The organism is Pseudoalteromonas sp. MMG013, assembly GCF_018100885.1.
In the GTDB taxonomy this organism is placed as follows: Bacteria; Pseudomonadota; Gammaproteobacteria; order Enterobacterales; family Alteromonadaceae; genus Pseudoalteromonas; species Pseudoalteromonas aurantia.
In genome coordinates, this window is the sequence record NZ_JAGJEE010000016.1 from 78583 (window position 1) to 104925 (window position 26343).

Below are 26343 nucleotides of genomic sequence, written 5' to 3' on the forward strand. Positions count from 1 at the left end.
AGACAAACGTTAACCATAAAGATTCCTTAATAAAAAAGAGTACGAGTGACCCCGACTTTAGAGGGGATTGAGACATAGATAATAAAACGGTGTAAAAGATTTAAATTTGTACGAGTGACCCCGAGATTAAAGGGGATTGAGACCGTGGGGCAAAACAGTCTTCAACCTGTTTGTTGTGGTTCAACAAAGTTCAGGCAAAGGTTATGGCGTTATCAAATAACACAAAGCATGAGCCGCAGAGGTAATTGTTGGGATAATGCCCCGATGGAGCGCATATTCAGAAGCCTCAAAACAGAATGGGTTCCAAGTACGGGCTACAACTCATTTAAAGAAGCAGAGCAAGATATTAGCTTTTATTTGATGAACTATTACAACTGGAGCAGGCTGCATAGTCATAATGATATGAACGCCCCAGCAGTAGCAGAAGAAAAACTTAATTCACTGTCCGGAATTAGTTGACCACAACACCACTCAGGATAAAGGATCCAGATGAGTGGGGTTTTGTATTTTTTATTTATAGTATATGGGTTCGTTATACTTGATTTTAAGGAGAGGAAATAAGGTGTTTAAAATAGAAAGTGAGCGGTTACTAATGAAGCATTTCTCATTCAATGATGCTGACTTTATCATTGAGCTATTGAATGAAGACTCATTTATTAAAAATATTACGGATAAAAATGTGCGCACGATTGCGGATGCACATCAGTATCTTCGCTCTGGGCCGATGGCAAGTTATGAGATGTTTGGCTTTGGACTCACCTTAGTCACTTTAAAAGAGTGCGGTACACCAATCGGTATGTGTGGGTTACTTAAACGAGAGGAGTTGCCTCATGCCGATTTGGGTTATGCATTATTACCGAGATTTTGGGGTAAGGGTTATGCGTATGAAGCGGCTAAAACGGTATTGACATATGAGTTAATGAAGCATGGGTTAGAAAAGGTATTGGCAGTAACTTCACCAACCAATATCAGCTCCAATAATTTACTCGTTAAATTGGGGTTTGAACGAATAGAGTCACTCGAATTGTACGGTAAGCTAAATAACCAATATGCGTTCACATTGAACGTATAGATATGGGAGGTGGATGTCGGTGGTGGTTAAGTTGCGCTGGAAATTTGATTGTGCGATGTTTTGATGGCCAAACCAGCAAGCGAAACCCTCATCATAATGATACGCGTGATTTTAGCGCTACTCGTTGATAAAAAACAACCAAAATCAACATTTTTTCAGCAGGTTAGCAGAATAATAGCAATGTGAAACAAAAGCTTGCTAATATTGGCAGAAAATGACGGCTTAGGGTAAATATGCGTAATAAAGACGAAGTTCGGGTAGGTGTTGGCGTGATCATTGTGCGTGAAGGAAAAATATTGCTCGGAAAGCGAATTGGTGCGCATGGCGCCCAAACTTGGGCAACGCCTGGAGGGCATTTAGATTTTACCGAAACCCCTGAGCAGTGCGCAGCTCGTGAAGCGTATGAAGAGACTGGTTTAGTATTGGGAGCGGTAAAAAAACTTGGCTTTACCAATGATATCTTTAAGTTAGAAAACAAGCATTATGTCACCTTGTTTATGTTGGGTGAAAGTGAGCAAGGTGAAGCACATATTATGGAGCCAACAAAGTGCTTGCGATGGCAATGGTTTGATATAGATACACTGCCGGAACCCCTGTTCTTGCCGTTGGTTAATTTACTGAAGGAACACAATGATCTGAAACAATTTATGAGCGTGCTATAAAGCATGCTGACAGGGGGAAGTTACAGAATGCGTTAGAGTAAAGCGAATCGTTATATAAGGGGGAACGTACAGTACTAGCCCAATCATGGATATTCTTATTTTCACCATATAATTAATAGCTTATCAATGCTTATGATTATCGAATTAATACTTATGATCACCCAATCGCCCTATAAATCAACCTTGTTAGGTGTTGAAATAGAAACACTTTTAATACCTTTACTATGGCGATAACGTATGTCAAATCACCCACCAGCACCATTTCACGATAAAGTGGTATTTATCAGTGGTGCAGCGTCAGGAATGGGGAAAGCTGCCGCCCTAGCTTATGCTCAACAGGGGGCTAAGTTGGCGTTACTTGATATCAATGAATATGCCTTAATTCTGCTGGTTGAGTCATTGGAGTGTGAGGTACTCTCTTTTGCTGGCGACATTTCCGATGAGGCGTTTATTGTTGATGTATTTGCGCAAATAGATGCGCATTGGCATCGAGTTGATGTTGCCTTTAACAATGCGGGGTATGGTGTAATGCGTTCTGTTATTGAGTGTACCAGTGAACAATGGGATCAAGTACAGAATATTAATTTGAAAGGTACTTGGTTGTGCGTACGGGAGCAACTAAAACTCATGTATCAGCAAGGTTCTGGCGCCATTGTCAATAATGCCTCGGTGTTAGGGCTTGCAGCTGCAAAAGGTGCAGATGCCGCTTATTGTGTTGCGAAACATGGCGTGGTTGGACTAACTAAAATGGCGGCATTGGAAAGTGCTGAGTATGGTGTCCGGGTTAATTGCATCTGTCCTGCAAGTGTCAATACACCGATGTTAGCGACTATGGCTGATGATATGCTTGAGCGACTGGCACAGTTACAACCAATTGGCCGAATAGCTTGCAGTGAAGAAGTAATTGCAGCCGTATTATGGCTCTCTTCAGAGCAAGCAAGTTATATGACAGGCGTCGCACTGCCTGTTGATGGGGGAGTATTGGCTGGGATTAATATGGTGTAACGTGTATAACGACCATCGTCACTGGCGGCTAACTTATAAAATCGATGTATACACACAGCTTAGCATCTTTGTCATTAAATGTCGGAGACGCACTAATAAGTGCGTTGTGTTCATGTTCAAGCCAACTGGTCCCTTTGTAGATTGCAATATCGCCATCACATAAACTGTTGATAGTGTGTGCTGGCGGTGGCTTGATCTGTGCGGTAGTTTGATTTTTCTGTAGTGGAAAGTACTGTGCGTCTTGTCGTTCAATCCATTGCTCTCCAGAGCCGCCAAGGCTCGATGTCATACGTGCGATCATTCTGTTTTCATGAAATGCAGGGCTGTGTGCATGCTGACAAGCGATGACTCGAAGGCCAATCTCTTCAGGTTGCAATAAGGTGTTGAACATTTCCAGCATGAGCTCGATGTGGCCCAAGATCAAATTACCATGGGAGGATGGCGTAAATTTGCTGCTGAGTTGTTGTATAAGCTTTGGGCTGATTTCCCCTTGATAGGTGAACCTATCATCAGGATGACGCGTAACAAAACTCTGTGCGGCGCGTGAAAGAGCCCAACTCGCGGGCTGACAATAACATACCAATGAGGTTTCTGAATTATAAATATGCGGTAACACGCTGGCGTTGCTATCGATAATGTAGTGTGAGGAGTACTTTTGTATTTGCAAATTACTTTTCATCAGAATACGAAGTTTTGTTATGTGATATTATATCAATTTAACATTTAAATTGATGACTGAAAAGTATTTTAGGTTGAGACTGGACATTATCCTTTGAGAATGGGAAAGATGTGATACAGCTCACTTATGCTTGTGAGATATTGCAGTATCATCTTGATGTTGAAGAGTATGGTTTTGAATAGCTTTACCGCTGCACGTTTTCGTCTGAGTTTTTTGTAAAATATAGGACTAACATGGCCAATAAATGACGGTGTGCGTGTTATGTTTTTAGCATCATGATTTCGCGAAGTTGTGAGGGAGTCATACCTGTCCAGCGCTTAAAAGTGCGACGAAAGTTGGTTAAGTCGGTAAAGTTTAATTGCTCAGCAGCTTGTTCATTAGAGTAGCCTTTTTCACCAATACTTATTACCGCAAGCTGCTTTTGTAATGTGTCTTTGAGCGTTTGCATTGAAGTATTATGCTGCTTGAATTTTCGCTTTAACGTTGCGGGACTTATGTCTAATTGTTGTGCAATATCATCACAAACACTTTTTGGTTCTTGCAATAAAAGATCACATACATACTGTATAAAACCGACAGTGTGTGGTGTGTTGTGTGCTTGCTGTAAATGATAGTGACACATGATTGGGGGAGTTGATACTTGTTTAACGTGAAGTAATTCATTTGGAATACAAAGACTGAAACAAGGGTAGTCAAACTGATATTGAATCGCTAAGTGGGCATAATATTGCTCAATATGTTTAGGTTTGCTGAAGGGTAGTTTGATCGTTATCTTATTAACAAAACCGAACCGCCACTTACATAAAGCGCTAATTTGCGCTGTGATCATCTCGAAGTAAAATGCAGCAACTAAAGGAGGGGGCGTGGCAATTGCAAAGTTAAGGATATAGTGGGTGTGAGTTTGGCTTCGATAGGGGACAAAGAATACAAATGGGCATAACTCAAACTGCTTAATTTGCAGCACACGGCTCATTTGCGTCAAATGCTTGCTGTTTAAAAGTGCTTGTCCACTGTGACTCGTTTGATTGAATAACCAATGCTGACCAAGCAAAAAGCTCAGTCCGTCATCGGGCAATAAACGAACCGCATTACTTACGAGTGTATTGAGTTGCGTAAAGCTGATTTTTTTTTGCGGGTTTTGCAAATCTTCGTGAAATAACTTAGTGCCTTTTAGTAACCTGTTACTATTCACGCCACGTTGTATGGCTATTTCAACAATAGGTAACGCCAAAGTATGGCTTGTTAAGCATTCCGTGTCGGTATCAAAGTAATGCTTCATGCTATTGATGCCTTACATTGCGCTAATCCATTGTTAAGCTGTGCAAGTAAACCATCGAGGCTATCTGTATGTGCTGCTTCAACGCAATGCCAGCGTATTTCACTAAACCCGGTTATTGCTTTTTTGTTGTTGTATGGCGTATGGTACGACACCATTTTTGTGACTTGCTCAACAACGTGTACAGCTTCCTGATAGGACGTATTGGGAAACAGTACAATAAAGCAATCGGAAGCGAAGCGACACGCTAAGTCGGTACTACGCAGGTTTAATGTCATGATTTGCCCGATGTCGAAGAGCAAATTATTGGCTTGAATAACGCCGTATTGTTGATTAAAGCGTGTGAAGTTTTTTATATCAAGTAACGCTAAGCAAAAGCCGTGAGAGTGGCTGTTTAGTAGTGCAAGCTCTTGTTCAATGTGTTGCTTCATATAATCCGCTTTATATAACCCTGTAATGTAATCACTGAGGCCATGCGTTCGGTAAAAACGCTCTTTTTTTTGCAATAGGTGGTTGAGCACTTGTTGTTCATGAAACCAATAATACATCGCAAAACTCATCAGGATCATGCCAATAACCGCAGGAAAAGCTTCTAAGCTACTTAACCAGTTATAACGTTCTGAAAATATAAAGAATTCATCTAAAAAATCTAATAACATGGAGATATGCATGGCACTTAGGCCAAAAAAAAGCAGATTTGTGACTGCGCCTTTAGGACGGGTAACGAGTGTTGCCAGTAGCCAGATCAAGGTCATAACGGCAATGCCCCCTTCTCCAATGCTATCAATCCATTCAATCTCATCAAGGTGTTTGAGAGTCCCTAATTGACTCACAGTGAATAGCGTCAGCATTAACATCAATAGCAGTGTGCTAAGCAAGGTAACATGGAGTTTTATAAAGGGTTGAGGCATGGGGACCTTTGTTTTAACTAAATTATTAATCTGAATATGTAGGCCATATTATAAATTTCACTATTTATCTAACAGGGTCACTTTAGCTCACCAAAGTGGATGAATTTATGACAAAAGTTGCCTTTAAATGTGGATTAAGCCCCTTTATTGCAAAAAAAGGCATGTTATAGGGGGTGAAATTGGCTCAAAATGACAGAAATTAGCTAAAAAAATGCGTTATAAGGCATTTTTTTGAAACCGATATAATGTGCTGACATATTTCTTTCATGTGTTTTTTTTACCTTTGCAGCATTGCCGCTTATAGCGGGACAACTAACCTCCTGTGCAAGAGAAAATCACATGAAATTACAAAAACCGTCGAATTTTACCTACACAAAACTGGCGTTAGCAACCGCTGGTGTTTTATTTACCGCACAGAGTTACGCCAATACTCTGCAAGGTCGTATTAGCGACCATGATCAAGCCGTTTATTTTGAAGGAGCAAAAGTCACCATTAAAGAGCTTTCTCGCAGTGTCAGCTCTGCCAGAGATGGCTCATTTAGACTGGCGAATTTACCTGAAGGAGAATATACCTTAGTTGTAAATTATTTAGGTGCGCCACCTGTCGAGCGCACAGTTCGGATCCATCAAGGTGAAACGCTTAACACACATATTCAATTAGGCACAGGTGATGCATTATTAGAAGACGTACTTGTTGTTGGGCACAGAGCAGGTCAAGCTGGTGCACTAAATAGACAAAAAAATGCACTCGGGATTAAGTCGATCGTAAGTAGTGATGCAATAGGCCAATTACCCGATCAAAATGCTGCAGAAGCATTACAAAGGTTACCGGGAATGTTTATTCAGCGTGATCAAGGTGAAGGTCGTTTTGTCGGGATCCGAGGCATCGACCCTAGCCTAAATAACGTCACCATAAATGGGGCTAACGTACCTTCACCAGAGTCTGGCGTACGCAGTGTCGCTATGGATGTGATCCCCAGTGAGTTAGTACAAAGCTTAGAAGTGAGTAAGACCGTTACGCCAGATATGGATGCCAGTGCAATTGGCGGGAGTATCGAAGTGAAAAGCCTTAGTGCATTTGATAGACAAGGGCAAAGCTATAGCTTCACAGCTCAAGCAACTCATAATAAACAAGTAGATAAAACCAGTCCAAAAGTATCGGGTAGTTTTACCGATGTATTTACGCTTTCTAAGCAGTTTGATTTAGGAGTGGCAACGGCTTTGTCGTGGTCGGAACGTCAATTCGGTTCGCACAATATGGAAACGGATGGTGGTTGGCAAATGCTCGATGTTGAGGATACAGCAGGTCAATCAGTGAGCTTGTTTGGTGCTGAGGAAATAGAGCAGCGTCATTATGTGATCAAACGAGAACGACTAGGTGCAGCGTTGAACCTAGATTTACACTCTTCACAGTTAAGCAAATATTACTTTCGATCGTTGTTTAGTGAATTTTCGGATGATGAATTTCGCCTGAGAAACGAGTATAAATTTGCAAAAGGTACACTGGTTGCGGGTTCGAATACATCAACAGCCGCAGTATATAGTGGCGCTGAAATGGACCGTGATACAAAAGACCGATATGAATCACAGACAATTATGTCTGTTGTACTGGGCGCTGAGCATCAGTTTAGTGATTGGTTTGTTGAATATAGCTTAGGGTATTCTAAGTCGAGCGAGGAGGAGCCTAATCGTATTGATGCAGATTTTGCTGGTGAGGATTTAACATTAGGATATGGTAGTTTGGGTGATACCCCTACCTTAAGCCGCACTGAGGCTGCACATGATTTGAATTTGTTTGCATTAGATGAAGTCGTGAGAGAGAACAATAATACAGAGGATGAATCGACTAGTTTCAAAATAGATTTAAGTCGAGAATTCACCATTGCTGGTTTTAACAGTGAATTGAAATTTGGTGCTAAGTATTCAGAACGAGACAAATTTAACGACACACAAACGACAATCTTTGATGGGGGCTTCGATGATACAACCGCTCTGCAATTTGCGACTGTGGCGCCTGAGTACCACAGTGGTGATTTCGGTCCAGGGCTGTCTAGAGACAGCATTGCACAATTTGTGATGCAAAACCATCAGCAGTTTGATATTAATCAACAAGACACTGACATAGACAGCAAAGGTAAAAGTTACCAAATTACCGAGGAGGTTGTTGGCGCATATGTGATGATGACCCTAGATATGGGGCGCTGGCAGCTGATCAGTGGACTGCGCTATGAGGGCACTGATTTTAGTACTTCGGGTAATAAAGTCGAGTTAATCAAAGATGAGGTTGCTGATAGTGAACGTGTTGATATAACGGCTTGGCATGCACAAAAAGACTATCATCATGTGATGCCAAACTTGACCGCAAGATATGACGTTAGTGAACAGGTGTTAACGCGTTTTGCGTACACCAACACCATTGCCCGCCCGAGTTTTTCTGATTCATCTGCATTTCAAATCGTAGAAACGGAAACAACACAAGAAGATACCGGCATTGTGATTGAACGTCAGGCCGAGGTGGGTAATCCTCAATTGGACCCTTATGAATCCCACAACTTAGATGTGTCTATAGAGTATTACCCTGGTAAGGTTGGTGTGATATCAGCAGGACTGTTTTATAAAGACATTGATAACTTTATTAGCGTTGAGCAAGTCCAAGACAATGGGCAATGGCAAGGCTATAAGAAAGTGACACAAGCGGTGAACGGAGGCGCTGCGAGCTTACGTGGGATTGAACTTGCGTATACAAAACACTTTGAAAATGGAGTGATGTTTTCAGCTAATGGGACCTTTATTGACGCTGATGACGCTTTACCCAACCAGTCAGATACCGTTGCTAACATAATGTTAGGATATGAGAGTACTACCTTAAGTACCCGGTTAAGTGCGAGTTATAAAAGCAAAAGTTTCATGTTTGAAGAAGGAAATGCACGCGTTTTGCAAGATGATCATCTGCAATTGGATTTCAGCGCTAAGTATTACGTCACAGACCAAACCCAACTGTATTTCAATGCCGTCAACCTAACCGATGAGCCTTATTATGCCTATCATGGTACTGCGCAATATAACTATCAATCTGAAAGTTATGGACGCTCTTTTGAATTTGGCTTTACGCTCACTTCACTTTGACCCGAATTAAACACGAAAGGACCGCAGGTGTGAGCCTGCGGCTACAATATGAACAAATTTTCTTTAAGATATATTATTGCCGCTATGACAGTTTTAGCGGGTGGAAGCAGCGTAATATACAATGCCACTGCTCAACCTAGCGTCAACAACATTGCATTTTTAGCATTGGGCGATGGGGGATATCACGTTGATTATCCAAAAACAAAGCACATTTTAAATCCCAAAACCAGAACTGAATTTATTGCTGCGGAGAAGGCTGATTGGTTAGAGGAACATAGGCCATTAACTGAGTTTAATCATGCACCTATCTATGTATATCCAAACTCTGACATTGCCACGGAGCAAAGTGGCGCGATTGCAGTAGGTAAAGCAATGGCTGAATTGTGTACTTCTGTCTCATGTGATTTTGCGATTCAATTAGGTGATAATATTTACCCAGATGGCGCTGATGCCAATGATGGTAAAGACGACCAAAAGCGCATGGATGATTTAATTTTAGCACCACTTAAACCTTTGTTTGAACAGCAACCGGAGTTGGTTGTGTATTCGGCATTAGGTAACCATGATTGGAAAACATCAAGGAAAGGGGTGGCATTACAGACTAAATGGATGGATGCACAAGCAAACTTTTATATGCATGAAAAAGGGTATTACAGCTATAAGCAAGGGGCGCCTGGAAACGATGTAGAGTTTTTTGTGCTCGACACCAATATGTTATTAGCTGGACAGCATTACTATGAAGTGCCATTGCGCGAAGACGGGTCTGAACAAGGCTTGGCGAGTGCGCTTGCAAACAAGCAAGCGAGTATAGAAGATATTGAAAAACATGAAACACCAATTAATGGAGAGGATCATAGACAGCTTGCATGGTTAGCCAATGGTTTAAAACACTCTAGTGCAAAATGGAAAGTAGTGTATGGTCACCATATTTTATGGTCAATTGGTGGAAGTAAATATGATGAAGGGCATGTGTTAAGGCGCTTAATTCTACCTGAATTGTGTCAATATGCAGATGCATATATTGCAGGGCATGAGCATGACCTAGAGCTACTCACGGATGATTGTAGTCGAGTATTACCTGGTAATAACCTGCCCAAATTACCATTGATTATTAGTGGTGCGGCTTCAAAAATGCGCGGTAAACATACTCCGTTCGCTGAGCAACAAGAGCGGCGTTATGCAGAATATGATTTGGTGTGGTCGAAAAGTTTTGTGTGGGGTTTTGCACATATTGAGCTTAACAATCTGGCTGATGAACTCAAGGTCGGTTTTTATACTACGCCACATTCGGGCTCCGGAGAGTTAGTAAAAGAACGTACATTTAGCTTTAAGCACCGAAGCAAATAATACCTTACGACTGCGGCACTATAAGTGACAATAAATGGTAACAGGAGAAAGTGTGGATGATGAACGCCTTTCTCCATTTATGTTACTCAACAAAGGCTACTTGGCCCATGTTTTAATATATTAACGGCCTGTTTTATACCAAATGACATTAAATGAGTAGGCAATTAGCACACCCAAAAGGTAGTTCGTGTTTTAAGGTCGTGATTGTTACTCACTGTGCTCAAAATAAATACGATAAGTTGACGACCAAATGGGAAACTCAACCTCCATCGCGTAGCAAGCAAAATGCGTATCATCTAGTTCACTATAGTTCAATAAAAAGCCAATTTTCTCTGCTAGCTCAGGATGTTCGGTTATATAATTTTGTGGGGACTCCAACGAGACGACTTGAAGCTGTGGAAAGTCAGGTAGTCGCTCAGTCCACATATCAGCCGCATTGAGTTTACCCTCATCGACTTTTTGATTGCCATGATAGCAGCCCACTTTAACATTGCTCGTGGCGTTAATTTTTTTGTCGACAAAGACCAATAATGTGAGTTTTTTTGCTGGATTTTTAATTGAAATACTGGTTGATGTGCATTGACTGCTGTGTGTGAGAGGGTTGACGAGCTCATCTGGGTTATTAAAAATAAACGTTGCATCGGTCGTATCATTGTTTGGAATATCGTCAAAGACCATGCCTGAGTTACTCACGGAGTAACTACTATAAGCATCATATAAACCAGACGATGAGTAACGTTCAACAATCCCCATGCTAAATTCGTTGGGTATGATCCGAGAGGCATGTGTTATGAGGGCTGGCTTGTTAAAGTCACTTGGATGAGGGTGACTATAAAATTGCACAAAAGGGGCTGCTTCCTGTGTTCTTGATATCCCTAACTTACTGATCATAGCAACTTCTTGTAGAAAGTTGGGGTTAGTTTGGTTAACGGTCAGAATATAACTGCAACATACATGTTCGACGCTAAAACCAAGTAAAGACTTTGCTGCGTAGTATACTTGCGCGCGGTTATCACTTTTTGATGGCGCATGTTTGGTGTGCATGGCATCCAGTTGTCGTTTGAGATCCGCATGGCTTGTCGCATGGCATGCTATGGCTTGCGCATAGAGTAAATGTGCTTTACTTAGCTTCTCATACGTTACGGTGCTGATGTACGGTTTGGATTTATCAATAAACTCTTCAAATGCTTTAACCCCCGGCAATGCACAAAGTACCTGATGCCCGTCGGTAGACTTTTGCGCATTAAAAATACGTTGACTGTTTGAGCGATGATAGCTTAGAAATTGCGTCATGCTATTGATGCTATGTACATGCGGTGATAACTCAGTGAGCACGAGTTTTAAAACACTTTTTATTCGCTCTCCAAGACGCATAAGTTCTGAAGAAGTTAATTGATTAAGTCCCATGATATTAAGCAGTTCGATTTATCATACTGTTCAGATTACATGGGACTTAGGCTTTTTAAAAGTCAGGTTGAGAACTTATAAAAATTTTATAGGCATTTTCCAACGTCAGTCCATGCGCCCCACGGACCTGATTCCTCAGGGTTTTCACCTTGTACCCACCAATTTGCCTGATATACCGTGTTATTCAGCGTCACTTTATCGCCAGCTGTATATACCGTTGAAGGCGACCATGGTTGAATACCATTACAACCAGAAGTATCGCCATTCGTTACCGTGACCGTCTCAACATGTTGACTTACTTGTCCTTGGTCATCAGTAACATTAAGTGTCACTTGATAGCTTCCAGGGGCTCGGTAGCTGTGGGTTGGAGAAAATTCGGTACTGCTGTTACCATCTCCAAATGACCAATTGCTAGCAACAATTTGACCATTGTCACGACTTAAATTGGTAAATGTGGCGTTCAATTTAGATGTTGTAACGGAAAAGTCAGCGCTCGGCAGCGGATCTGTGGTAACAGAGCAGGCTTTACCCTTTTTCCATACTTGGCTATATAGATCTGGTGCTGCTCCTTGTGACCACCATGTTGCTTCATATTCAAAGCCTTTATAACTGACTTTATCACCCAGTGCGTAAGATTGTGCTGCATCCCATGCTTGAACACCATTACACGGGGTTGTCGTGACACCTATCTCTACTAATTTAGAGGTTGTATGTGTTTGCTGGGCAGTATCAGTCACAGTTAGGCTGACAGTGTAATTACCTGCTTGAGAAAACTGGTAGCTAGGACTGGCGGCATTTGAAGTCCCCCCTTGTTGATCGCCAAATGACCACGCGTGTGCGATGATTCCGTTATCGTCGCTAGAACGATCATTAAACTGTGCAGTGAGTTGGCTGACTTGAACATCAAAGTCAGCAACCGGTAGTGCGTCAACTGGGTCTATCAGGCCTGTTTTGTCTTGTATCCAATTTAAATAGCTGGTGGTTCTTGTAAATGCAGTTGCGCCACTACAGCCAATGCCCCAGCTTACTGTACCAATACTGTAAAAATCGTTACCAACACGCACGGCATAGGGCCCGCCACTGTCGCCGTTACAAGCGGACTTCCCACCTTGGCCACCGCCACATATTACCGAACTTGGGATATTATAGTTGAGTTGGCTTGAACAACTGGCATTGCTGATCACTGGCAATGCAACTTCAAGTAGTCGATCACTTGGACGGCCTCTGTTTGAGGTTAACCCCCATCCAGATACGGTTACAGAGTTACCGATATTTGCGTATTGTTGCTCTATGTCGGCGGTTGGAAGCTTAGCTGGCGTATATTTGGCATCAGCCGGCGAAGCTAATCGTAAAACGGCAATGTCGTAACCTGAACGAATCCCATTGGCACCACGCCATTGTTCATGATTAATGATCTGAGATACCCGCAACACTTGACCATCATTTTGTGACAGGGAGTGCGCGCCCACTTTCACAGTCAGGTTACTGGTTGAAGCACTGTCTAAACAATGCGCAGCGGTGAGTACCCAATCTCGGCTTAGCAGAGTGCCGCCACAGCCTTGACGACCATTCATCAACAGCGCAACTTGGTAGGGTCTAGAGTATGCCGGTGTTTCACTACCACCAACGATATTTGGCGTGATATCCAATTCTGAGGCGCTAATACCAGCGCTCAAAAGTGAGGTAAATACTGCCAGTGCAGAAAGTGTAATTTTCATGTTATATCCTTAGATTCTCATTATTGAGTAATCTAGAAATAATCTGAGATACACCTTGGATGCAATAGGTGGTTGATAATTTGCTCATGGTCAGACCTGTTTATTTGGAAGGATACAAAGCGAAATAAGTAGCAAGAACAGAGCTCTATATGTAACCAATTATTTACAATAGGGGGTAGCGACTAAATCGAATGAAATTCAAACAGAATGAGTTTAAAGACGAAATCATCAATTTATTGGCGTGGTTCCATCTGTCGTATCGTTAGGTGTAGGGTTAATTAAGTTTAACAGTCAGCGGGTGTTGTGCGTTTATGGCATAATGGGTGATGTTGCAATTTAAATGTTGAAATATCCCCTGAAGACACAGTCAGCGTCTATGGTCGATTAGGTTATGAGGAGTAGTAATGGAATTGAACAACGCATCGTCGGTATCTGAAAATGAATCAGATGAAATCAAATTTTATGTCGTCTCACAGAGAAAGTTCTTAATTTTATTCATAGCGACAATGGGAATGTACGGTGTGTATTGGTTTTTTAAGCATTGGAATGAGTATAAAAAAAGTACCAATGATGATATGTGGCCTATTGCGCGAGGAATTTTTTCTATATTTTTTACCCACGCTTTATTCGCTCTTTTTGAAATGAAATATGAGCAGAAAACGGGAAGTGCACCTAAAAGTATTAACCATTTAGCAACGATATACGTGGTGGTTGTAATTGGCAGTAATATTAGTAGTCAATTGTCTGATCATGGTTATGGTAATCCGATCACACTATGTTTAGGGCTGCTGATGTATCCGATATCATGCTGGGTTTTGTACCAAGCGCAGTCGTTGGCGAATTATGCCGGTGAAGATGTTAATGGGGCATCAAACAGTAAACTCACTGCGTTAAATTATGTGTGGCTGATACTCGGTTCTTTATTATGGGGACTGATGATTATAGGTATATACGTTACGCTCATAAACACGTAAATCCACGGCCGATAATATATAAATAAAGATTAAACACTCACAGTGCGGTTGCTTTTACGACCGCAAATTTTATTGATTAAGTTACATTTAGGTTTTTGACTGAAGCCATTTTTGGGCACTATGAGACAGTCTTTGAGTAGCAGACCAAATTTACGTTTTTCTATGCAGTTTACTTTGTTGTTCACCCGTATTATGGGTTACGTGAGTACGGTACGTAACAGTTGCTCACTGAGTTGCTCTAAAATCACTTTGTCTCTTCTTGTTGCTGCGTAAGTACGTATACCGTAAATACCCATTGCTAAAAATTGAGCACGTTCTTGCGCATCAGGGTGTGCTGTAACTTCTTTATTTTGGATGCCGGTATTGATAATTGACGCTAAACTATTTTCGAATGAATTAAGGTTTTTTGCTAAAACAGTTGATACTTCATGGTCTTGGCCTACGAGTTCAGTCAATGTTTTGGTTAACAAACACACCTGTCCAGATTCTCCGTTTAAGCATTCTTCTACAATGACTTCAAGTAACGCATGTAGCGCATCACGGGTGTTGCTATGTTGCGAAAAAAGCGTTTCAAATTGACGATTTCTATCGTGTTGATATTGCTGTATTGCACCGAGCAACAAGCCTTTTTTATTTTTAAATGCGCAGTAAATGGAACCTGGGTGTAAACCTGTGGCTTTGGTTAACATTTGCATACTGGTTTTGTTATAGCCATATTGCATAAATGTCGTCATAGCTTGACGTAATACGTATTCTTTATCGAACTCTGCGCTTCTCATATCATCTAAATATTACTTAATAATAGCGTTTATCATAACTTAATTTGATTACTTATTCAAAAATCACTCTTGAATGATCATTCAAGAGTGATTATATTAAATCCCATATTGAACAACCATTCAAAAATTCAAGACGTTTGGAGAAACACAATGACAGATGCATTATTTACCCCTTATAAACTGAATAACTCAATTACGTTAAGCAATCGTATTTTGATGGCCCCGCTAACGCGTTGTATGGCAGATGATAAATTGGTACCGACAGAGGAAATGGCTGCCTACTATACGCGTCGCGCCGATACTGGACTTATTATTTCAGAAGCGACTATTATTCGTCCCGATGGTCAAGGATACCCCAATACCCCAGGTTTGTTTACTGATGAACAAATCGCAGGCTGGAAAAAAATAACAACGTCAGTACATAATGCAGGAGGTAAAATTTTCGCACAGCTTTGGCATGTAGGTCGTGTTGCTCATCCATACTTTTTTGGTGAGGGGGATGTGTTGAGCGCTTCAAGTATTGGTATTGAAGGCTCGGTGCCACGTATGCGAGAGCTTACTTTTCAAACCCCAAGAGCTGCGTCAACTGAAGAAATAGCGCAATTGGTGACAGATTATGCGCAAGCTGCAAGTAATGCAATGGCAGCTGGGTTTGATGGTGTGGAAATTCATGGCGCGAATGGATATTTAATTGACCAATTTCTACACTATGCTGCAAATCAACGGGATGATAAATATGGTGGTACACCAGAAAATATGGCGCGATTCGCACTTGAAGTAGTCGATGCGGTGGCTGACAAAATTGGTGCGGATCGAGTTGCGCTAAGGTTATCACCAGGGGCATATTTTTTAATGCAAAGCCATAATGATGACCGCGCGGTGTTTGATTATTTACTCAGAGAACTTAACTCGCGTGATTTGGCTTTTGTTCATATTGGTATTTTTGACGATTCGATGACGTTTGATTACTTGGGCGGTCATGCATCGGATTATGTGCGGAGTATTTATACCGGCACATTGGTAGGAGTAGGCGGATATACAGCTGAAACAGGGGCCAAAGCAATGGCTGATGATCGCTTTGATTTGGTTGCAATTGGACGTCCTATGATTGCAAACCCAGATTATATACACCGTGTAAAAAACAATGAAACACTTGTGGCTTATGAAGAAGGCATGCTACAAGAACTCGTTTAACAACACTGTGCTCTTACGCAATATGTGGGCACGTTAATTGATCTGGACATATACTTAAGTAAAATAGCGTAAGAGTGTGTCCAGTTGCCACTTCATTCACTGCAAAAGAAAATGACAAAACTACTTCATGGACGATATTTATTATCGCTACGTGAAGCATTTATTGCACTCATTCCCTATTTTGTGAGTAGTGCGTTAGCGATATTGGCATTAAATAGTGCACTGACATTCAATCTAGTATCAAAAGATAGCCAAATTGCACATGTAGTTAGTCATAGTGCGCAAATTATTTTGTTGTTTTTTCCTGTTGTTGTCAGTATTTCTATTGGCTTTTTCTTGACCAAAAATTATGCTCAAAGCGGTATTGTAGGCGCATTATTAGCGGTATTATGTTTTGCTGTTCATGGTGAGTTTTTACAGCTGAACAAAGGTGAATTTACCTTGAGCAGTACATCGACAGCATATGCCATTATTCTACCCAGTATAAGTAGTTTACTGTTTATCTATTTAATGCGCACCTTGCCGCAACCAAGGCGACAATTTAGTGCGTTGAGTCGGTTTTTACGCGAAAAATTTTTAGTGATTCTCCCTTTTACTTTGGTGTTTTTTAGTTTTTATGTCTGGACCCCGTTGTTAGGAGATTTGGGACATTTAATTAGTCTATGGTTGGCACCCGATATATCACAGGCCTCGGTCGCTGAGCTCACATTCCAAAGAATGATGGCCTCTCATACGTTTTGGTTTTTTGGCGTTCATGGCGACAATACGTTTAGTATGCTCTTTGAGGAGTCATTTTTAGCAGAAAATGTGGTGGCTAATTTATCGGCAAAAACATTTTATGACACCTTTGTATTGATTGGTGGTACAGGTTGTTTTGCCGGCTTAATTGTTGCGTCTTTCTGGTTGAAAAAAGGCACTCATGAGCGCAATGTCGCACAGTTATCAATCCCTTTTACAGCATTCAATTTTTGCGAGATCATCCTTTTTGCATTACCGATATTTCTCAACCCAGTGTTACTTATCCCATTTATACTTGCTCCAGCCATTAATTTTTTTATTGCATTTAATGTGTTGGAGTGGGGTTGGGTGAATACCAATAACCTAGAAATAAGTTGGATGACGCCTACCTTAATTAGTGGGTATCAGGTAAGTGGGGGTATATCTGGAGTAATATTACAACTGATGTTACTTATCGTAAATGCATGTATTTATTACCCCTTCTTAAAATGGCACAGTGAACAAATACATTATCAAAAAGCCCTTAATCAGTTAAGTGAGCAGTTAAATATTTCGGAGCAACTACGCTCTGCTAGTGAGTCTCAATTTATACAGACGCAAAGAGCAAAAGAGCGTTCTTCAAAAGCATTGAACAAAGTGTTAAAGGAACTGGCGCAAGGGCAGTTATTGTTGTACTACCAACCGCAAATTAGCCAAGTAACGGGGGGAATTGTCGGTTACGAGGCACTCCTTAGATTAAGAAAATCAGACGGCACGATTGTTGGGCCCTATTTTATTGATGTATTGGTAAAACATGGGCAAACGTCGATTATAGACTCATGGGTGATTGAGCAAGCTGCCGCTGATCTAGAGCATTTTGCATCACAAGAATATTGGCCGGTGATCAGCATTAATGTGAACCCAACACTTATCAGTGATGATAAATCGGTTTTGTATATTTGTGATCGTTTTAAAGACTTTCCTAAGCAGTTAAAAATTGAAGTGGTTGAATCGAGTTACTTTAACGACAAGTCAAGTGTCATTACCAATATCAACCGCTTGAAGCAGCATGAAATAGCAACCGTCATTGATGATTTTGGTACTGGGTATTCCAGTTTATCTATGCTCGCTGATTTGCCGATAGAGCAAGTGAAGTTGGATAAAGCTTTTTTAGATAAGGTAGCCACAGAGCAAGGGCGAGAGTTTTATAGTGCAGTGGTACAACTACTCCATCAAATGAATAAGCAACTAGTGGCTGAGGGCGTTGAGTCACAGCCACAGCTGAACTTTGTCAAAGGACTCAAGATAGAGGTTGTTCAAGGCTGGTATTATGAAAAAGCAATCCCGAAAGAGCATGTATTAAATTACTTTAATGATTTCAAAATGGTATGAAATGTAAGGCAATGAAAACAGAGCTTCATTTGTGGTTTACCATAAAAAAGTATTGCATGTGGTTGGCGGGTTGTTTATAACTTACACAAACGGTACTGTTTACCAGTGCTAATCGTATTTTAGCAGGCAGTATATGCAAGAAGAATTACTTAATTCGGTGATTAAAATCACCAAAACAAGAGACGTCGACTCTTTGGAATATAGCCTCATTTCGACGATTCAAGAGTTTATCGGTTGTCAAGAAGTTGCTGTGTACAAAGATCTTCAGATACAAGGCGAATTAGCAATTGAAAGAAGCCTATCACTTAGAGTATTGACAGATAGAGAGTATGAATGGGACGAACGAGAAGTGGTACGTTCCCCTGAACCCGAGCTGGTGTCGTGTCTGCAGTCTGCGTGTATCATTACGGTACAATCGACAGACGGCGTTGAACGTCGTTGGTTACCCATTACGTTATTGGAAAAACCCATTGGTGCGATTGCCATTATTAGCAATGGTTTAAAAAGTTCAGATCAAGTACTTTTGAATGCATTTTGCCGCATATTTGAAAATTATTTGACCATTTTACATGAAAATGAAAGGGATAAATTAACCGGCTTATTGAATAGGCAAACGTTTGAGAAAAAGCTCAAGCAATTAATGGAAAAGCAAGTCATTAAACAGCATAAGACGGTGTGGCAAAGTGACTTGCGAAATCAACATCAAGGGGCGACTTCTTGGCTTGCAATGGTAGATATTGATCACTTTAAAAAGGTAAATGATAACTACGGCCATGTATGCGGGGATGAAGTTTTGTTATTGTTAGCACAAAAAATGCGCCAGTTTTTTCGTTCTAGTGATTTGTTGTTTCGATTTGGTGGTGAAGAGTTTGTGATGGTGTTTGAGCCGACAGATTATGAGTCTATCAATAGAAAGCTTAGTGAGTTTATGGAAGTGGTGCGCAGCACGCATTTTCCATTTGTAAAAAAGTTGACAATAAGTGTTGGTATGTCGCGTATTAGCCCCTATGATTTTCCAATAACCGTGCTAGAAAATGCGGATAAAGCACTGTATTACGCGAAAGAAAATGGACGCGATAAGTTATGCTTTTATGAAGAACTGATCGCAAATAAGCTTATTGAAACACATCAAGAAGGCAGTGATATAGACTTGTTCTAGAGCTATCTAAGCGCTTATAAATAACATAAACTGTGCCAAATGAATAAACAAATATAGCTGCTTGATATTGCATCGTTAATGCAGCTTATGATTTAGGTTTGGCACACAATGTTGCATGTAATTCAATCAAACCGTATGGAAGCGCTGCAAACGCAATTCCATACGGTACTTAAAACAGCACCTCTGAGTTCTCCGTTTAAAAAAGAGATTGTGTTAGTGCAGTCACCAGGTATGTCTCAATGGCTTAAAATTGGCATGAGTCAGGCGTTGGGGGTGGCTGCGCAGATCGACTTTCCATTACCTTCGAGTTTTATTTGGCAGCTGTATCAACAATTTTTACCGAATGTGCCAAGCGAGTCACCCTATAACAAATTAAATATGACGTGGAAACTCGTCACTATTTTACCGGCATGCCTGCCTGATACGCGTTATCAAGAGTTATCACAATATTTAGAAAATGATGAACATGGCCTAAAATTATTTTCCTTGTGTGAAAAAATCGCCGATGTTTATGACCAATATTTAATGTATCGGCCGCAATGGCTTAGCACCTGGGACTCAGGCGTGGATACATTGATAGATGTAGACGTCAATATTGCATTATGGCAGCCAGATTTATGGCGTCGTTTAGTGAGTCATACCAAAAGCTTACAACAAAGTGCCTACCATCGCGCGAATATGCATACTCAGCTTGTGGCTGCACTAGCTAGTGCTAAACCAGAAGATTTACCGGAAAGGATCAGTATTTTTGGCCTTTCTGCAATGGCAACCAGTCAGTTAGAAATTTTTCAGGCGCTAGCAACTAAAACAACGATTTTGTTATTTTTCTTTAACCCCAGTGAGCACTATTGGGGAGATTTGGTCGATGAGAAAACACAAGCGAAAATTGAGGCGAAATATGCTAAAAAGCCAGAAGTAGACGCACAGCAAGGTGAGTATTACTTTATCGGTAACCCATTATTGTCTTCATGGGGAAAGTTAGGACGAGATTATTTTGAACAACTTATACAATTAGACGCGCAGTGGCTTGATGGTTTTGTGGATGACTTTGATGAAACATTACTGGGTAAAGTCCAAGGTGAAGTGTACCAACTGGCTTTTAAAGGAGAGTCGTTGACTGATGATAAAGCGTGGTTTATTAATGACGAAGGTAAATTGCCCATTGCAATTGATGATCGCTCTATTTTATTACAAAATTGCCATACTCCGCTGAGAGAGGTCGAATGTTTGCATGATCACCTGCTCAGGTTGTTTGAACAAGATCCCGCATTATCACCCAAAGATATTATAGTTATGATGCCGGATGTCGGTACCTATAGTCCTTACATCGAAGCGGTATTTGGCGGGGCTGGTGGTGAGCGATTTATTCCTTACGCTTTGGCTGATTTAGCTATTGAGCAAGAAAAGCCTATTTTGAGCTCGTTCATTACGCTGGTTAATTTACCATTTAGCCGTTTTGGCGTGTCAGACATCATCGATTTATTGGCCGTCACTCCGATAGCAGAACAGTTTGGTCTTGAAAATAGTGAATTTGACCAACTTAAGTATTGGTTAGATCAAGTGGGTGTTAAGTGGGGGCTCGATGCGGACCACAAGCAAGAGCATGAATTGCCTGCAATGGTGTTAAATACTTGGCAACATGGGCTGCATCGTTTATTACTCGGAATAACTAGTGCAGATGAACACGCTGAATTTAATCATATTTTTCCAGCTGATCAAGTTGAAGGCATGGCGGTTAATACACTCAGTAAATTAATTCATTTTGTTGAAAGTTTATCGAAGTATAAAGAACTCTTGTCACAACGCACCCGATTGAACAGTAAAGCGCAAGTGTTGCGAGATATGGTCACGGAATTTTATCATCAGGAAGCTGAACAAAGTTGGGACTTACTCACACTTGAAAAGGTGATTGATGATTTGGGTAAACATGATGATAATCTTGATATGCAAGACACTGTTTCTGCCCAAGTGATCAGTTACTTGGTCAAGCAGGGGGTACAAGAGAAGGGCGTTGGTCAACGATTTTTAGTGGGGCCAGTTAATTTTTGTACCCTAATGCCAATGCGCGCAGTACCTTTCAAAGTCGTGTGTTTATTGGGCCTCACTGACGCAGATTACCCTCGCTCAGTACAGCCTATTGGATTTGACCTTGTACCTTATTCACATCGTCAAAAAGGAGATCGTTCACGTAAGTTAGACGATCGTTATTTGTTTTTAGAAGCCTTATTAAGTGCGAGAGAATCGTTATATTTAAGCTATGTTGGCCGGTCATGTTTTAATAATGAGCCACAAATGCCATCGGTATTAGTCAGTGAGCTATTTGAGTATTTAGATCGGAGCTTTTGCTATGAAGATAATACGACAAAGCCGTCACAACATTTGTTATATAAATCGCCGCTGCAACCTTTTCATCCAAGTTATTATTGCAATGATAACCCATTGCAAAGCTATAACCCTGTCTGGTTGGTCAATCAAGAACCTTTGTCTAAACAGGTGCCAGAACCGCTCAATATTGCTGTGCAAGGTGAAGTTGAATTGCTTCAATTTTTACGCACTGTTATGAATCCGCAAGAAGCATTTTATCAGCAAAGTTTGGGTCTTCGATTACCCCAGCTTATGATGCAAGATAAGGATGAAGAGCCCTTTTTACTTGACACCTTAGACCGGTATTATTATCTGGATGAGTTGTTAGCTTTGTCATTAGCAGAGCAAACAATTAATGATAAGCAATTATTACAGCGCGGTAATCTACCACAGGCGCATGTAGGGGCAATTCAATTAGAGCAGTTGAATCGACGAATTGCGCCCATGGTTAATCAAATTAAACCTTTATTAAAAGACCACAGAGCGCCTGTAGAGGTAAAACTCACGATATCAAATTGTATTTTATTAGGCTGGTTGGATGCTTTGTATGGCAACAAGCAGGTGTTTTATCGCAGCGCGAGTATCAAAGCGAAAGATAAGATCCGAGGCTTTTTAATGCACTGTATTGCGCAGTGTCAAGGTGAAGCGGTGAGCACATATATTTACGGGTTAGATGAGCAAGTTGTATTTTCTCCAATAAAGGAAGAAGTCGCTTATAACTATGTACAACAGTGGTTTGATTTTTATCAGCATGCTTTAACTGAACCCGTGCCATTTTTTCCTAATTCTGGATATGAATTTGTGAGTTCGAAAGACATACATAAAGCAGCTAATAAATTTGCTGGTGGGCAGTATGTTGGTTTTGGTGAATGTGAGAACCCATATGTAGCGCTGAACTTTTCAAATTTATTTGATGTAGAAGTAGAGTTTAGTCAATTGAGTCAGCAATTGCTGAGCGCAATTATTGAACTTGCACAGGAGAAAAAGTATGAAGATACTTAATCCTCAAACGATGCCATTATTTGGACAGAGTTTAATTGAAGCGAGTGCTGGCACCGGAAAAACGTATACCATAACGGGGTTATATTTACGCTGTTTGCTCGGGCTACAAACAGAACATACGCAAATGGCGTTAAGTGTTGATCAAATTTTGGTTGTGACTTTCACCGAAGCAGCAACACAAGAAATTAAAGAGCGTGTGCGTAATCGTATTATTACCGCCCGTGATGCATTGTTAGGTGCTCCCTGTGAAGATGAGTTGATAACAGCAATACTTGCACAAGTGAGTGATCAGCATACAGCTTTTGCATTGTTAGATGCCGCGGCTAAATCTATGGATGAAGCGGCTATATTCACCATTCATGGTTTTTGCCAACGCATGTTGAAGCAACATGCTTTTGAGTCTAAAGTCGCATTTAATCTTGAATTCATTTTAGATGAATCTGAATTGATTATTGAGGCGGTAAAGGACTATTGGCGAGGGTTTGTTTATCCATTAGATAAAGACACCACATCTGCTGTGTTAGAGCACTTTTCAAGCCCCCATGCTTTGGTCTCTAAAGTAATGAAAATACTGAACAAGGGAAGCGCAAGTGTTACGCCTGAATTTGATTTACAAGCGGTACTTAATTGTCGTAAGGACTATCAATTACGGGCAGTTTCTTTTAAGAAAAAGTTATTGACGAGTGATTTTTTTAGTGTACTAACTGGTTCTGATTTAGCAAAAAATAAAGCCCCTGGCAGGGCTGCAAATATCAATGCATTACGAGATTATTGTGATAATGAGTCGTGGTATTTTGAATTCGGCACAGCGAAGCATTCATTTAATTTGTGGGCCGAAGAGACATTACAAGACTCGCAGTATTACAAAAAAAATGGTCAGTTAATCAATCATTCAATGTTGACTGAGTTTAGTCGCATGGCTCGGTTACATACGCAATTAAGTCAAGGGTTACCTTTGGCAATATTACAACATGCTAGTAAAGCGGTGAAAGAGTTACTTCGTGCGCATAAACTAAAGCATGGTTTAATTACGCCAGATGACTTATTGAGTAATTTATACGATGCGTTGTTGGCAGAGCAAGGAGACATATTACGCACTAAAATTGCAACCTTATATCCGGTCTCTATGATTGATGAGTTTCAAGATACTGACCCCACGCAATATGGTATTTTCAATCGTATTTACCAAGATCAAGATAACACCACGTTGACCATGATAGGAGATCCTAAACAAGCGATTTATGGTTTCAGGGGCGCAGATATATTCACTTATATGGCGGCAAAAGAACGGATCAGTGAGCAAGCAAAATATACCCTCTCTACGAACTACCGATCTGCACAAGGCGTGGTTACCGCGATTAATGGTATTTTTTCCGCCCATGAGCATAGTTTTATTTTTAATCAATCCATTCCATTTGTGAAAGTTGCCGCAAAGGGAAAGAGTGAGTCAAATCGTTTAATGGTGTTGGGGAAAGAGCACAATGCGCTGACGTTTAGTGTCTTAAAAGACGACAGCGCGACGACCAGCAAAGCGGTCGCTTTAAAGTCGCTAAGTTCTATATTTGCTAAAAAAATCACGTTGCTACTAACCCAAGCAGCACAGGGGGAGGCTAATATTGGTGATGTTGCGGTTAAAGCAAGTGATATTTGTATACTGGTACGAGATAGAGCTGAAGCGAGTATTATCAAATCGGCCTTGCAACACCATGCTATCGCCAGTGTGTATTTAGCGAGAGACAGTATTTTTAAACAACCCATTGCTTTAGCGCTCTTACAGTTTTTAACCGTGTTACATGGTAGCTACGATGAAGCTGCGTTACGAGGGGTATTAGCAAGCCCACTGTTTTCCTTACATCATCAGGAGATTTATGAACTCCGTGAGCAAGAAATTGCATGGCAATGTTATTTAGATCAGTTTGCCCAGTTACAGCGTATTTGGCATAAGCAGGGGGCAATGGCAATGTTAGAGCAGCTGCTTATGGATAATCAACTGCCTAGATTGTGGAAAAGTAATGACTATTTGGTTGAGCGGTGGCTAACAGATTATCGTCATCTATCGGAATTGTTGCAGCAAAAGCAAATTGAATTAGACGGCACATTGCGTGTATTACGTTGGTTTTCAGCACAATGTAGTGACGCACAACAAGACGCTGCACAAGTTAGACTAGAAAGTGATGCTGACTTAGTGAAAATTGTCACTATGCATGCGTCGAAAGGGTTAGAATACCCCATCGTGTATATGCCTTTTGCAACTACATACAGAGAGGCTAGCGATGTGGTTTATCATGACAATCAAAAGCTCGTATACAGTGTATTACCTGACGATGAGCAACGCGCGCAGGCCGAAAAAGAACGTCTTGCTGAAGATATACGTTTACTTTATGTTGCTGTTACACGTGCAATACATCATTGTGATATTGGCCTGTTTAATATTGCAGCCGGGCGGACCAAAAAACCGGGCATAAATCACACTGGGCTCGGTTTTGTATTGTTTGGTATACAGCCATTTGTAAACGCTCAGCAGTGGCACGAGCAATTAGTGCAGTTTTGTACAGCACATCCAGATACGGCATGTGATTTTATTGATGATACAGAGGATATTGAAAAAATAGGCGTTCAGGTTGAACAGCACAACGCGCTACATGTTAAAAACGCAAAAACCAAAATAGACAGGCAATGGCGAGCGACCAGTTTTAGTCAACTAAGCTATCAAGCACACAATGATGAGCGGCCATTAGGCGCGTTAGATGAGAATCATCAGCTTGATTTACCTGAGCAACACTCAATGATTGAAGCGTCTGCCTATAGCTTTCCCAAAGGTGCCAAACCCGGTAGTTGTTTGCATGAAATTTTTGAGTTGATTGATTTTACACAGCCAGAGTCGCCTTCGAATTCTGCTCAAATCCCCTTATCAGACGCAGTGGAACAAAGCTTATTGAAGTATAGAATCGATGAACAGTGGCAAAAAACAACGGAGCAATGGATCTCTGCATGTTTAGAATGCACATTAAATGAAGAAACGAATCTTAACTTAGCCGCTTTGACTCCTGCGGATTGTTTGGTGGAAATGGAGTTTTATTTACCTCTGGCCCCACTGAATGCTCCAATGCTTAATAAGTTACTGTTAGAAATAACAGGGCAAAGTAGTCATTTACAGTTTGAACAGGTTAAAGGCTTACTCAAAGGGTTTATTGATTTAATATTTATCCATAATGGGCAGTATTTTATATTGGACTATAAATCGAATTACTTGGGAGATAGTGCTTTAGATTATCAAAAAGACAACTTACGTTCCGCAATGGACGCGCATCAATATCACTTACAGTATCTTATTTATTCTGTTGCATTACATCGGCTGTTACAACAGCGTCTTCCAGATTATGACCCTAATGTGCATTTAGGTGGTGTGTATTATTTATTTTTAAGGGCTTTACCAGATGCGTCGGGCGTATTCTTTAATAAATTAACGATACCGCAATTAATGTCATTAGATGCATTGTTTTCTGAAGGAACTTTGTGATGAGCCAGTTAGACTTATTTTCCGCAGGTGGCGAGCCTG

Annotated in this window: 17 protein-coding genes, 1 pseudogene and 1 CRISPR repeat array (1 of these 19 only partly in view); of the genes and pseudogenes, 12 read left to right on the forward strand and 6 right to left on the reverse strand. The window is 40.9% G+C overall.

Annotated elements, in window-relative coordinates; genetic code table 11:
- Positions 1 to 143: direct repeats of the CRISPR family, unit length 35 nt; unit sequence GTACGAGTGACCCCGACTTTAGAGGGGATTGAGAC (it extends 438 nt beyond the left edge of the window).
- 43 nt (positions 144 to 186) lie between these two features.
- The 4 genes and pseudogenes from J8L98_RS15075 to J8L98_RS15090 all read left to right on the forward strand — a co-directional run.
- Positions 187 to 459 (forward strand): annotated as a pseudogene (locus J8L98_RS15075) (integrase core domain-containing protein); the annotation flags it as partial.
- 103 nt (positions 460 to 562) lie between these two features.
- On the forward strand, positions 563 to 1072 hold the full coding sequence (locus J8L98_RS15080) for a GNAT family N-acetyltransferase (protein ID WP_312037129.1): 510 nt from the start codon (positions 563 to 565) through the stop codon (positions 1070 to 1072).
- Between the two features lie 233 nt (positions 1073 to 1305).
- Entirely contained in the window at positions 1306 to 1734 is a 429-nt protein-coding gene (locus J8L98_RS15085; RefSeq protein WP_210997080.1) for an NUDIX hydrolase, read from the forward strand.
- A 237-nt stretch (positions 1735 to 1971) separates the two neighbouring features.
- Positions 1972 to 2739: an SDR family oxidoreductase gene (locus tag J8L98_RS15090; RefSeq protein ID WP_210997082.1), complete on the forward strand. Its 768-nt coding sequence runs from the start codon at positions 1972 to 1974 to the stop codon at positions 2737 to 2739.
- 28 nt (positions 2740 to 2767) lie between these two features.
- Here the strand turns inward: J8L98_RS15090 and J8L98_RS15095 are convergent, their stop codons facing one another.
- From J8L98_RS15095 to J8L98_RS15105, 3 genes are all read right to left on the reverse strand, one after another.
- Positions 2768 to 3418, reverse strand: coding sequence for a DUF1826 domain-containing protein (locus tag J8L98_RS15095; protein WP_210997084.1), 651 nt, complete (start codon positions 3416 to 3418; stop codon positions 2768 to 2770).
- 259 nt (positions 3419 to 3677) lie between these two features.
- Entirely contained in the window at positions 3678 to 4697 is a 1020-nt protein-coding gene (locus tag J8L98_RS15100; RefSeq protein WP_210997086.1) for an AraC family transcriptional regulator, read from the reverse strand.
- Complete coding sequence (locus J8L98_RS15105; RefSeq protein WP_210997088.1) at positions 4694 to 5605, reverse strand: GGDEF domain-containing protein; 912 nt, start codon at positions 5603 to 5605, stop codon at positions 4694 to 4696. The genes J8L98_RS15100 and J8L98_RS15105 overlap by 4 nt, the downstream gene beginning before the upstream one ends.
- A 339-nt stretch (positions 5606 to 5944) precedes the next feature.
- Between J8L98_RS15105 and J8L98_RS15110 the strand changes: the two genes are divergently transcribed.
- Together J8L98_RS15110 and J8L98_RS15115 are read left to right on the forward strand one after the other, a co-directional pair.
- Positions 5945 to 8731 carry a TonB-dependent receptor gene (locus J8L98_RS15110; protein WP_210997090.1) on the forward strand — a complete coding sequence of 929 codons (2787 nt, stop codon included), beginning with the start codon at positions 5945 to 5947 and terminating at the stop codon, positions 8729 to 8731.
- Between the two features lie 84 nt (positions 8732 to 8815).
- A complete protein-coding gene (locus J8L98_RS15115) occupies positions 8816 to 10078 on the forward strand; it encodes a metallophosphoesterase (protein ID WP_247682576.1) in 1263 nt (420 codons plus the stop codon).
- A gap of 207 nt (positions 10079 to 10285) precedes the next feature.
- Here the strand turns inward: J8L98_RS15115 and J8L98_RS15120 are convergent, their stop codons facing one another.
- Positions 10286 to 11485: a hypothetical protein gene (locus tag J8L98_RS15120; protein ID WP_210997093.1), complete on the reverse strand. Its 1200-nt coding sequence runs from the start codon at positions 11483 to 11485 to the stop codon at positions 10286 to 10288.
- An 86-nt stretch (positions 11486 to 11571) separates the two neighbouring features.
- Positions 11572 to 13203, reverse strand: coding sequence for a trypsin-like serine protease (locus J8L98_RS15125; protein WP_192506996.1), 1632 nt, complete (start codon positions 13201 to 13203; stop codon positions 11572 to 11574).
- Positions 13204 to 13607: 404 nt separating this feature from the next.
- On the opposite strand from J8L98_RS15125, the gene J8L98_RS15130 reads away from it, so the two are divergent.
- A complete protein-coding gene (locus J8L98_RS15130; RefSeq protein ID WP_210997095.1) occupies positions 13608 to 14177 on the forward strand; it encodes a hypothetical protein in 570 nt (189 codons plus the stop codon).
- 197 nt (positions 14178 to 14374) lie between these two features.
- Here the strand turns inward: J8L98_RS15130 and J8L98_RS15135 are convergent, their stop codons facing one another.
- Positions 14375 to 14956: a TetR/AcrR family transcriptional regulator gene (locus J8L98_RS15135; protein ID WP_192506998.1), complete on the reverse strand. Its 582-nt coding sequence runs from the start codon at positions 14954 to 14956 to the stop codon at positions 14375 to 14377.
- A gap of 150 nt (positions 14957 to 15106) precedes the next feature.
- Here J8L98_RS15135 and J8L98_RS15140 point away from each other — a divergent pair, with 150 nt between their 5' ends.
- The 5 genes from J8L98_RS15140 to recB all read left to right on the forward strand — a co-directional run bounded on the left by J8L98_RS15140 (position 15107) and on the right by recB (position 26304).
- Positions 15107 to 16150 carry an alkene reductase gene (locus tag J8L98_RS15140; protein WP_210997097.1) on the forward strand — a complete coding sequence of 348 codons (1044 nt, stop codon included), beginning with the start codon at positions 15107 to 15109 and terminating at the stop codon, positions 16148 to 16150.
- A 111-nt stretch (positions 16151 to 16261) separates the two neighbouring features.
- Positions 16262 to 18259, forward strand: coding sequence for an EAL domain-containing protein (locus J8L98_RS15145; protein WP_247682572.1), 1998 nt, complete (start codon positions 16262 to 16264; stop codon positions 18257 to 18259).
- Positions 18260 to 18392: 133 nt separating this feature from the next.
- On the forward strand, positions 18393 to 19418 hold the full coding sequence (locus tag J8L98_RS15150) for a GGDEF domain-containing protein (protein WP_210997100.1): 1026 nt from the start codon (positions 18393 to 18395) through the stop codon (positions 19416 to 19418).
- A 108-nt stretch (positions 19419 to 19526) separates the two neighbouring features.
- A complete protein-coding gene (gene recC, locus J8L98_RS15155) occupies positions 19527 to 22784 on the forward strand; it encodes an exodeoxyribonuclease V subunit gamma (RefSeq protein WP_210997102.1) in 3258 nt (1085 codons plus the stop codon).
- On the forward strand, positions 22771 to 26304 hold the full coding sequence (gene recB / locus J8L98_RS15160; protein WP_210997103.1) for an exodeoxyribonuclease V subunit beta: 3534 nt from the start codon (positions 22771 to 22773) through the stop codon (positions 26302 to 26304). Before recC ends, recB begins: the two co-directional genes overlap by 14 nt.
- Positions 26305 to 26343 lie beyond the last annotated feature (39 nt).

What these genes read in the sequence shown, in the direction of transcription:
- J8L98_RS15110 (WP_210997090.1), top strand. Translation starts at nt 5,945, where the DNA reads ATGAAATTACAAAAACCGTCGAATTTTACCTACACAAAACTGGCGTTA.
- J8L98_RS15135 (WP_192506998.1), bottom strand. Translation starts at nt 14,956, where the DNA reads ATGAGAAGCGCAGAGTTCGATAAAGAATACGTATTACGTCAAGCTATG.
- J8L98_RS15090 (WP_210997082.1), top strand. Translation starts at nt 1,972, where the DNA reads ATGTCAAATCACCCACCAGCACCATTTCACGATAAAGTGGTATTTATC.
- J8L98_RS15150 (WP_210997100.1), top strand. Translation starts at nt 18,393, where the DNA reads ATGCAAGAAGAATTACTTAATTCGGTGATTAAAATCACCAAAACAAGA.
- J8L98_RS15105 (WP_210997088.1), bottom strand. Translation starts at nt 5,605, where the DNA reads ATGCCTCAACCCTTTATAAAACTCCATGTTACCTTGCTTAGCACACTG.
- J8L98_RS15130 (WP_210997095.1), top strand. Translation starts at nt 13,608, where the DNA reads ATGGAATTGAACAACGCATCGTCGGTATCTGAAAATGAATCAGATGAA.
- recC (WP_210997102.1), top strand. Translation starts at nt 19,527, where the DNA reads ATGTTGCATGTAATTCAATCAAACCGTATGGAAGCGCTGCAAACGCAA.
- J8L98_RS15100 (WP_210997086.1), bottom strand. Translation starts at nt 4,697, where the DNA reads ATGAAGCATTACTTTGATACCGACACGGAATGCTTAACAAGCCATACT.
- recB (WP_210997103.1), top strand. Translation starts at nt 22,771, where the DNA reads ATGAAGATACTTAATCCTCAAACGATGCCATTATTTGGACAGAGTTTA.
- J8L98_RS15145 (WP_247682572.1), top strand. Translation starts at nt 16,262, where the DNA reads ATGACAAAACTACTTCATGGACGATATTTATTATCGCTACGTGAAGCA.
- J8L98_RS15095 (WP_210997084.1), bottom strand. Translation starts at nt 3,418, where the DNA reads ATGAAAAGTAATTTGCAAATACAAAAGTACTCCTCACACTACATTATC.
- J8L98_RS15140 (WP_210997097.1), top strand. Translation starts at nt 15,107, where the DNA reads ATGACAGATGCATTATTTACCCCTTATAAACTGAATAACTCAATTACG.
- J8L98_RS15125 (WP_192506996.1), bottom strand. Translation starts at nt 13,203, where the DNA reads ATGAAAATTACACTTTCTGCACTGGCAGTATTTACCTCACTTTTGAGC.
- J8L98_RS15085 (WP_210997080.1), top strand. Translation starts at nt 1,306, where the DNA reads ATGCGTAATAAAGACGAAGTTCGGGTAGGTGTTGGCGTGATCATTGTG.
- J8L98_RS15115 (WP_247682576.1), top strand. Translation starts at nt 8,816, where the DNA reads ATGACAGTTTTAGCGGGTGGAAGCAGCGTAATATACAATGCCACTGCT.
- J8L98_RS15120 (WP_210997093.1), bottom strand. Translation starts at nt 11,485, where the DNA reads ATGGGACTTAATCAATTAACTTCTTCAGAACTTATGCGTCTTGGAGAG.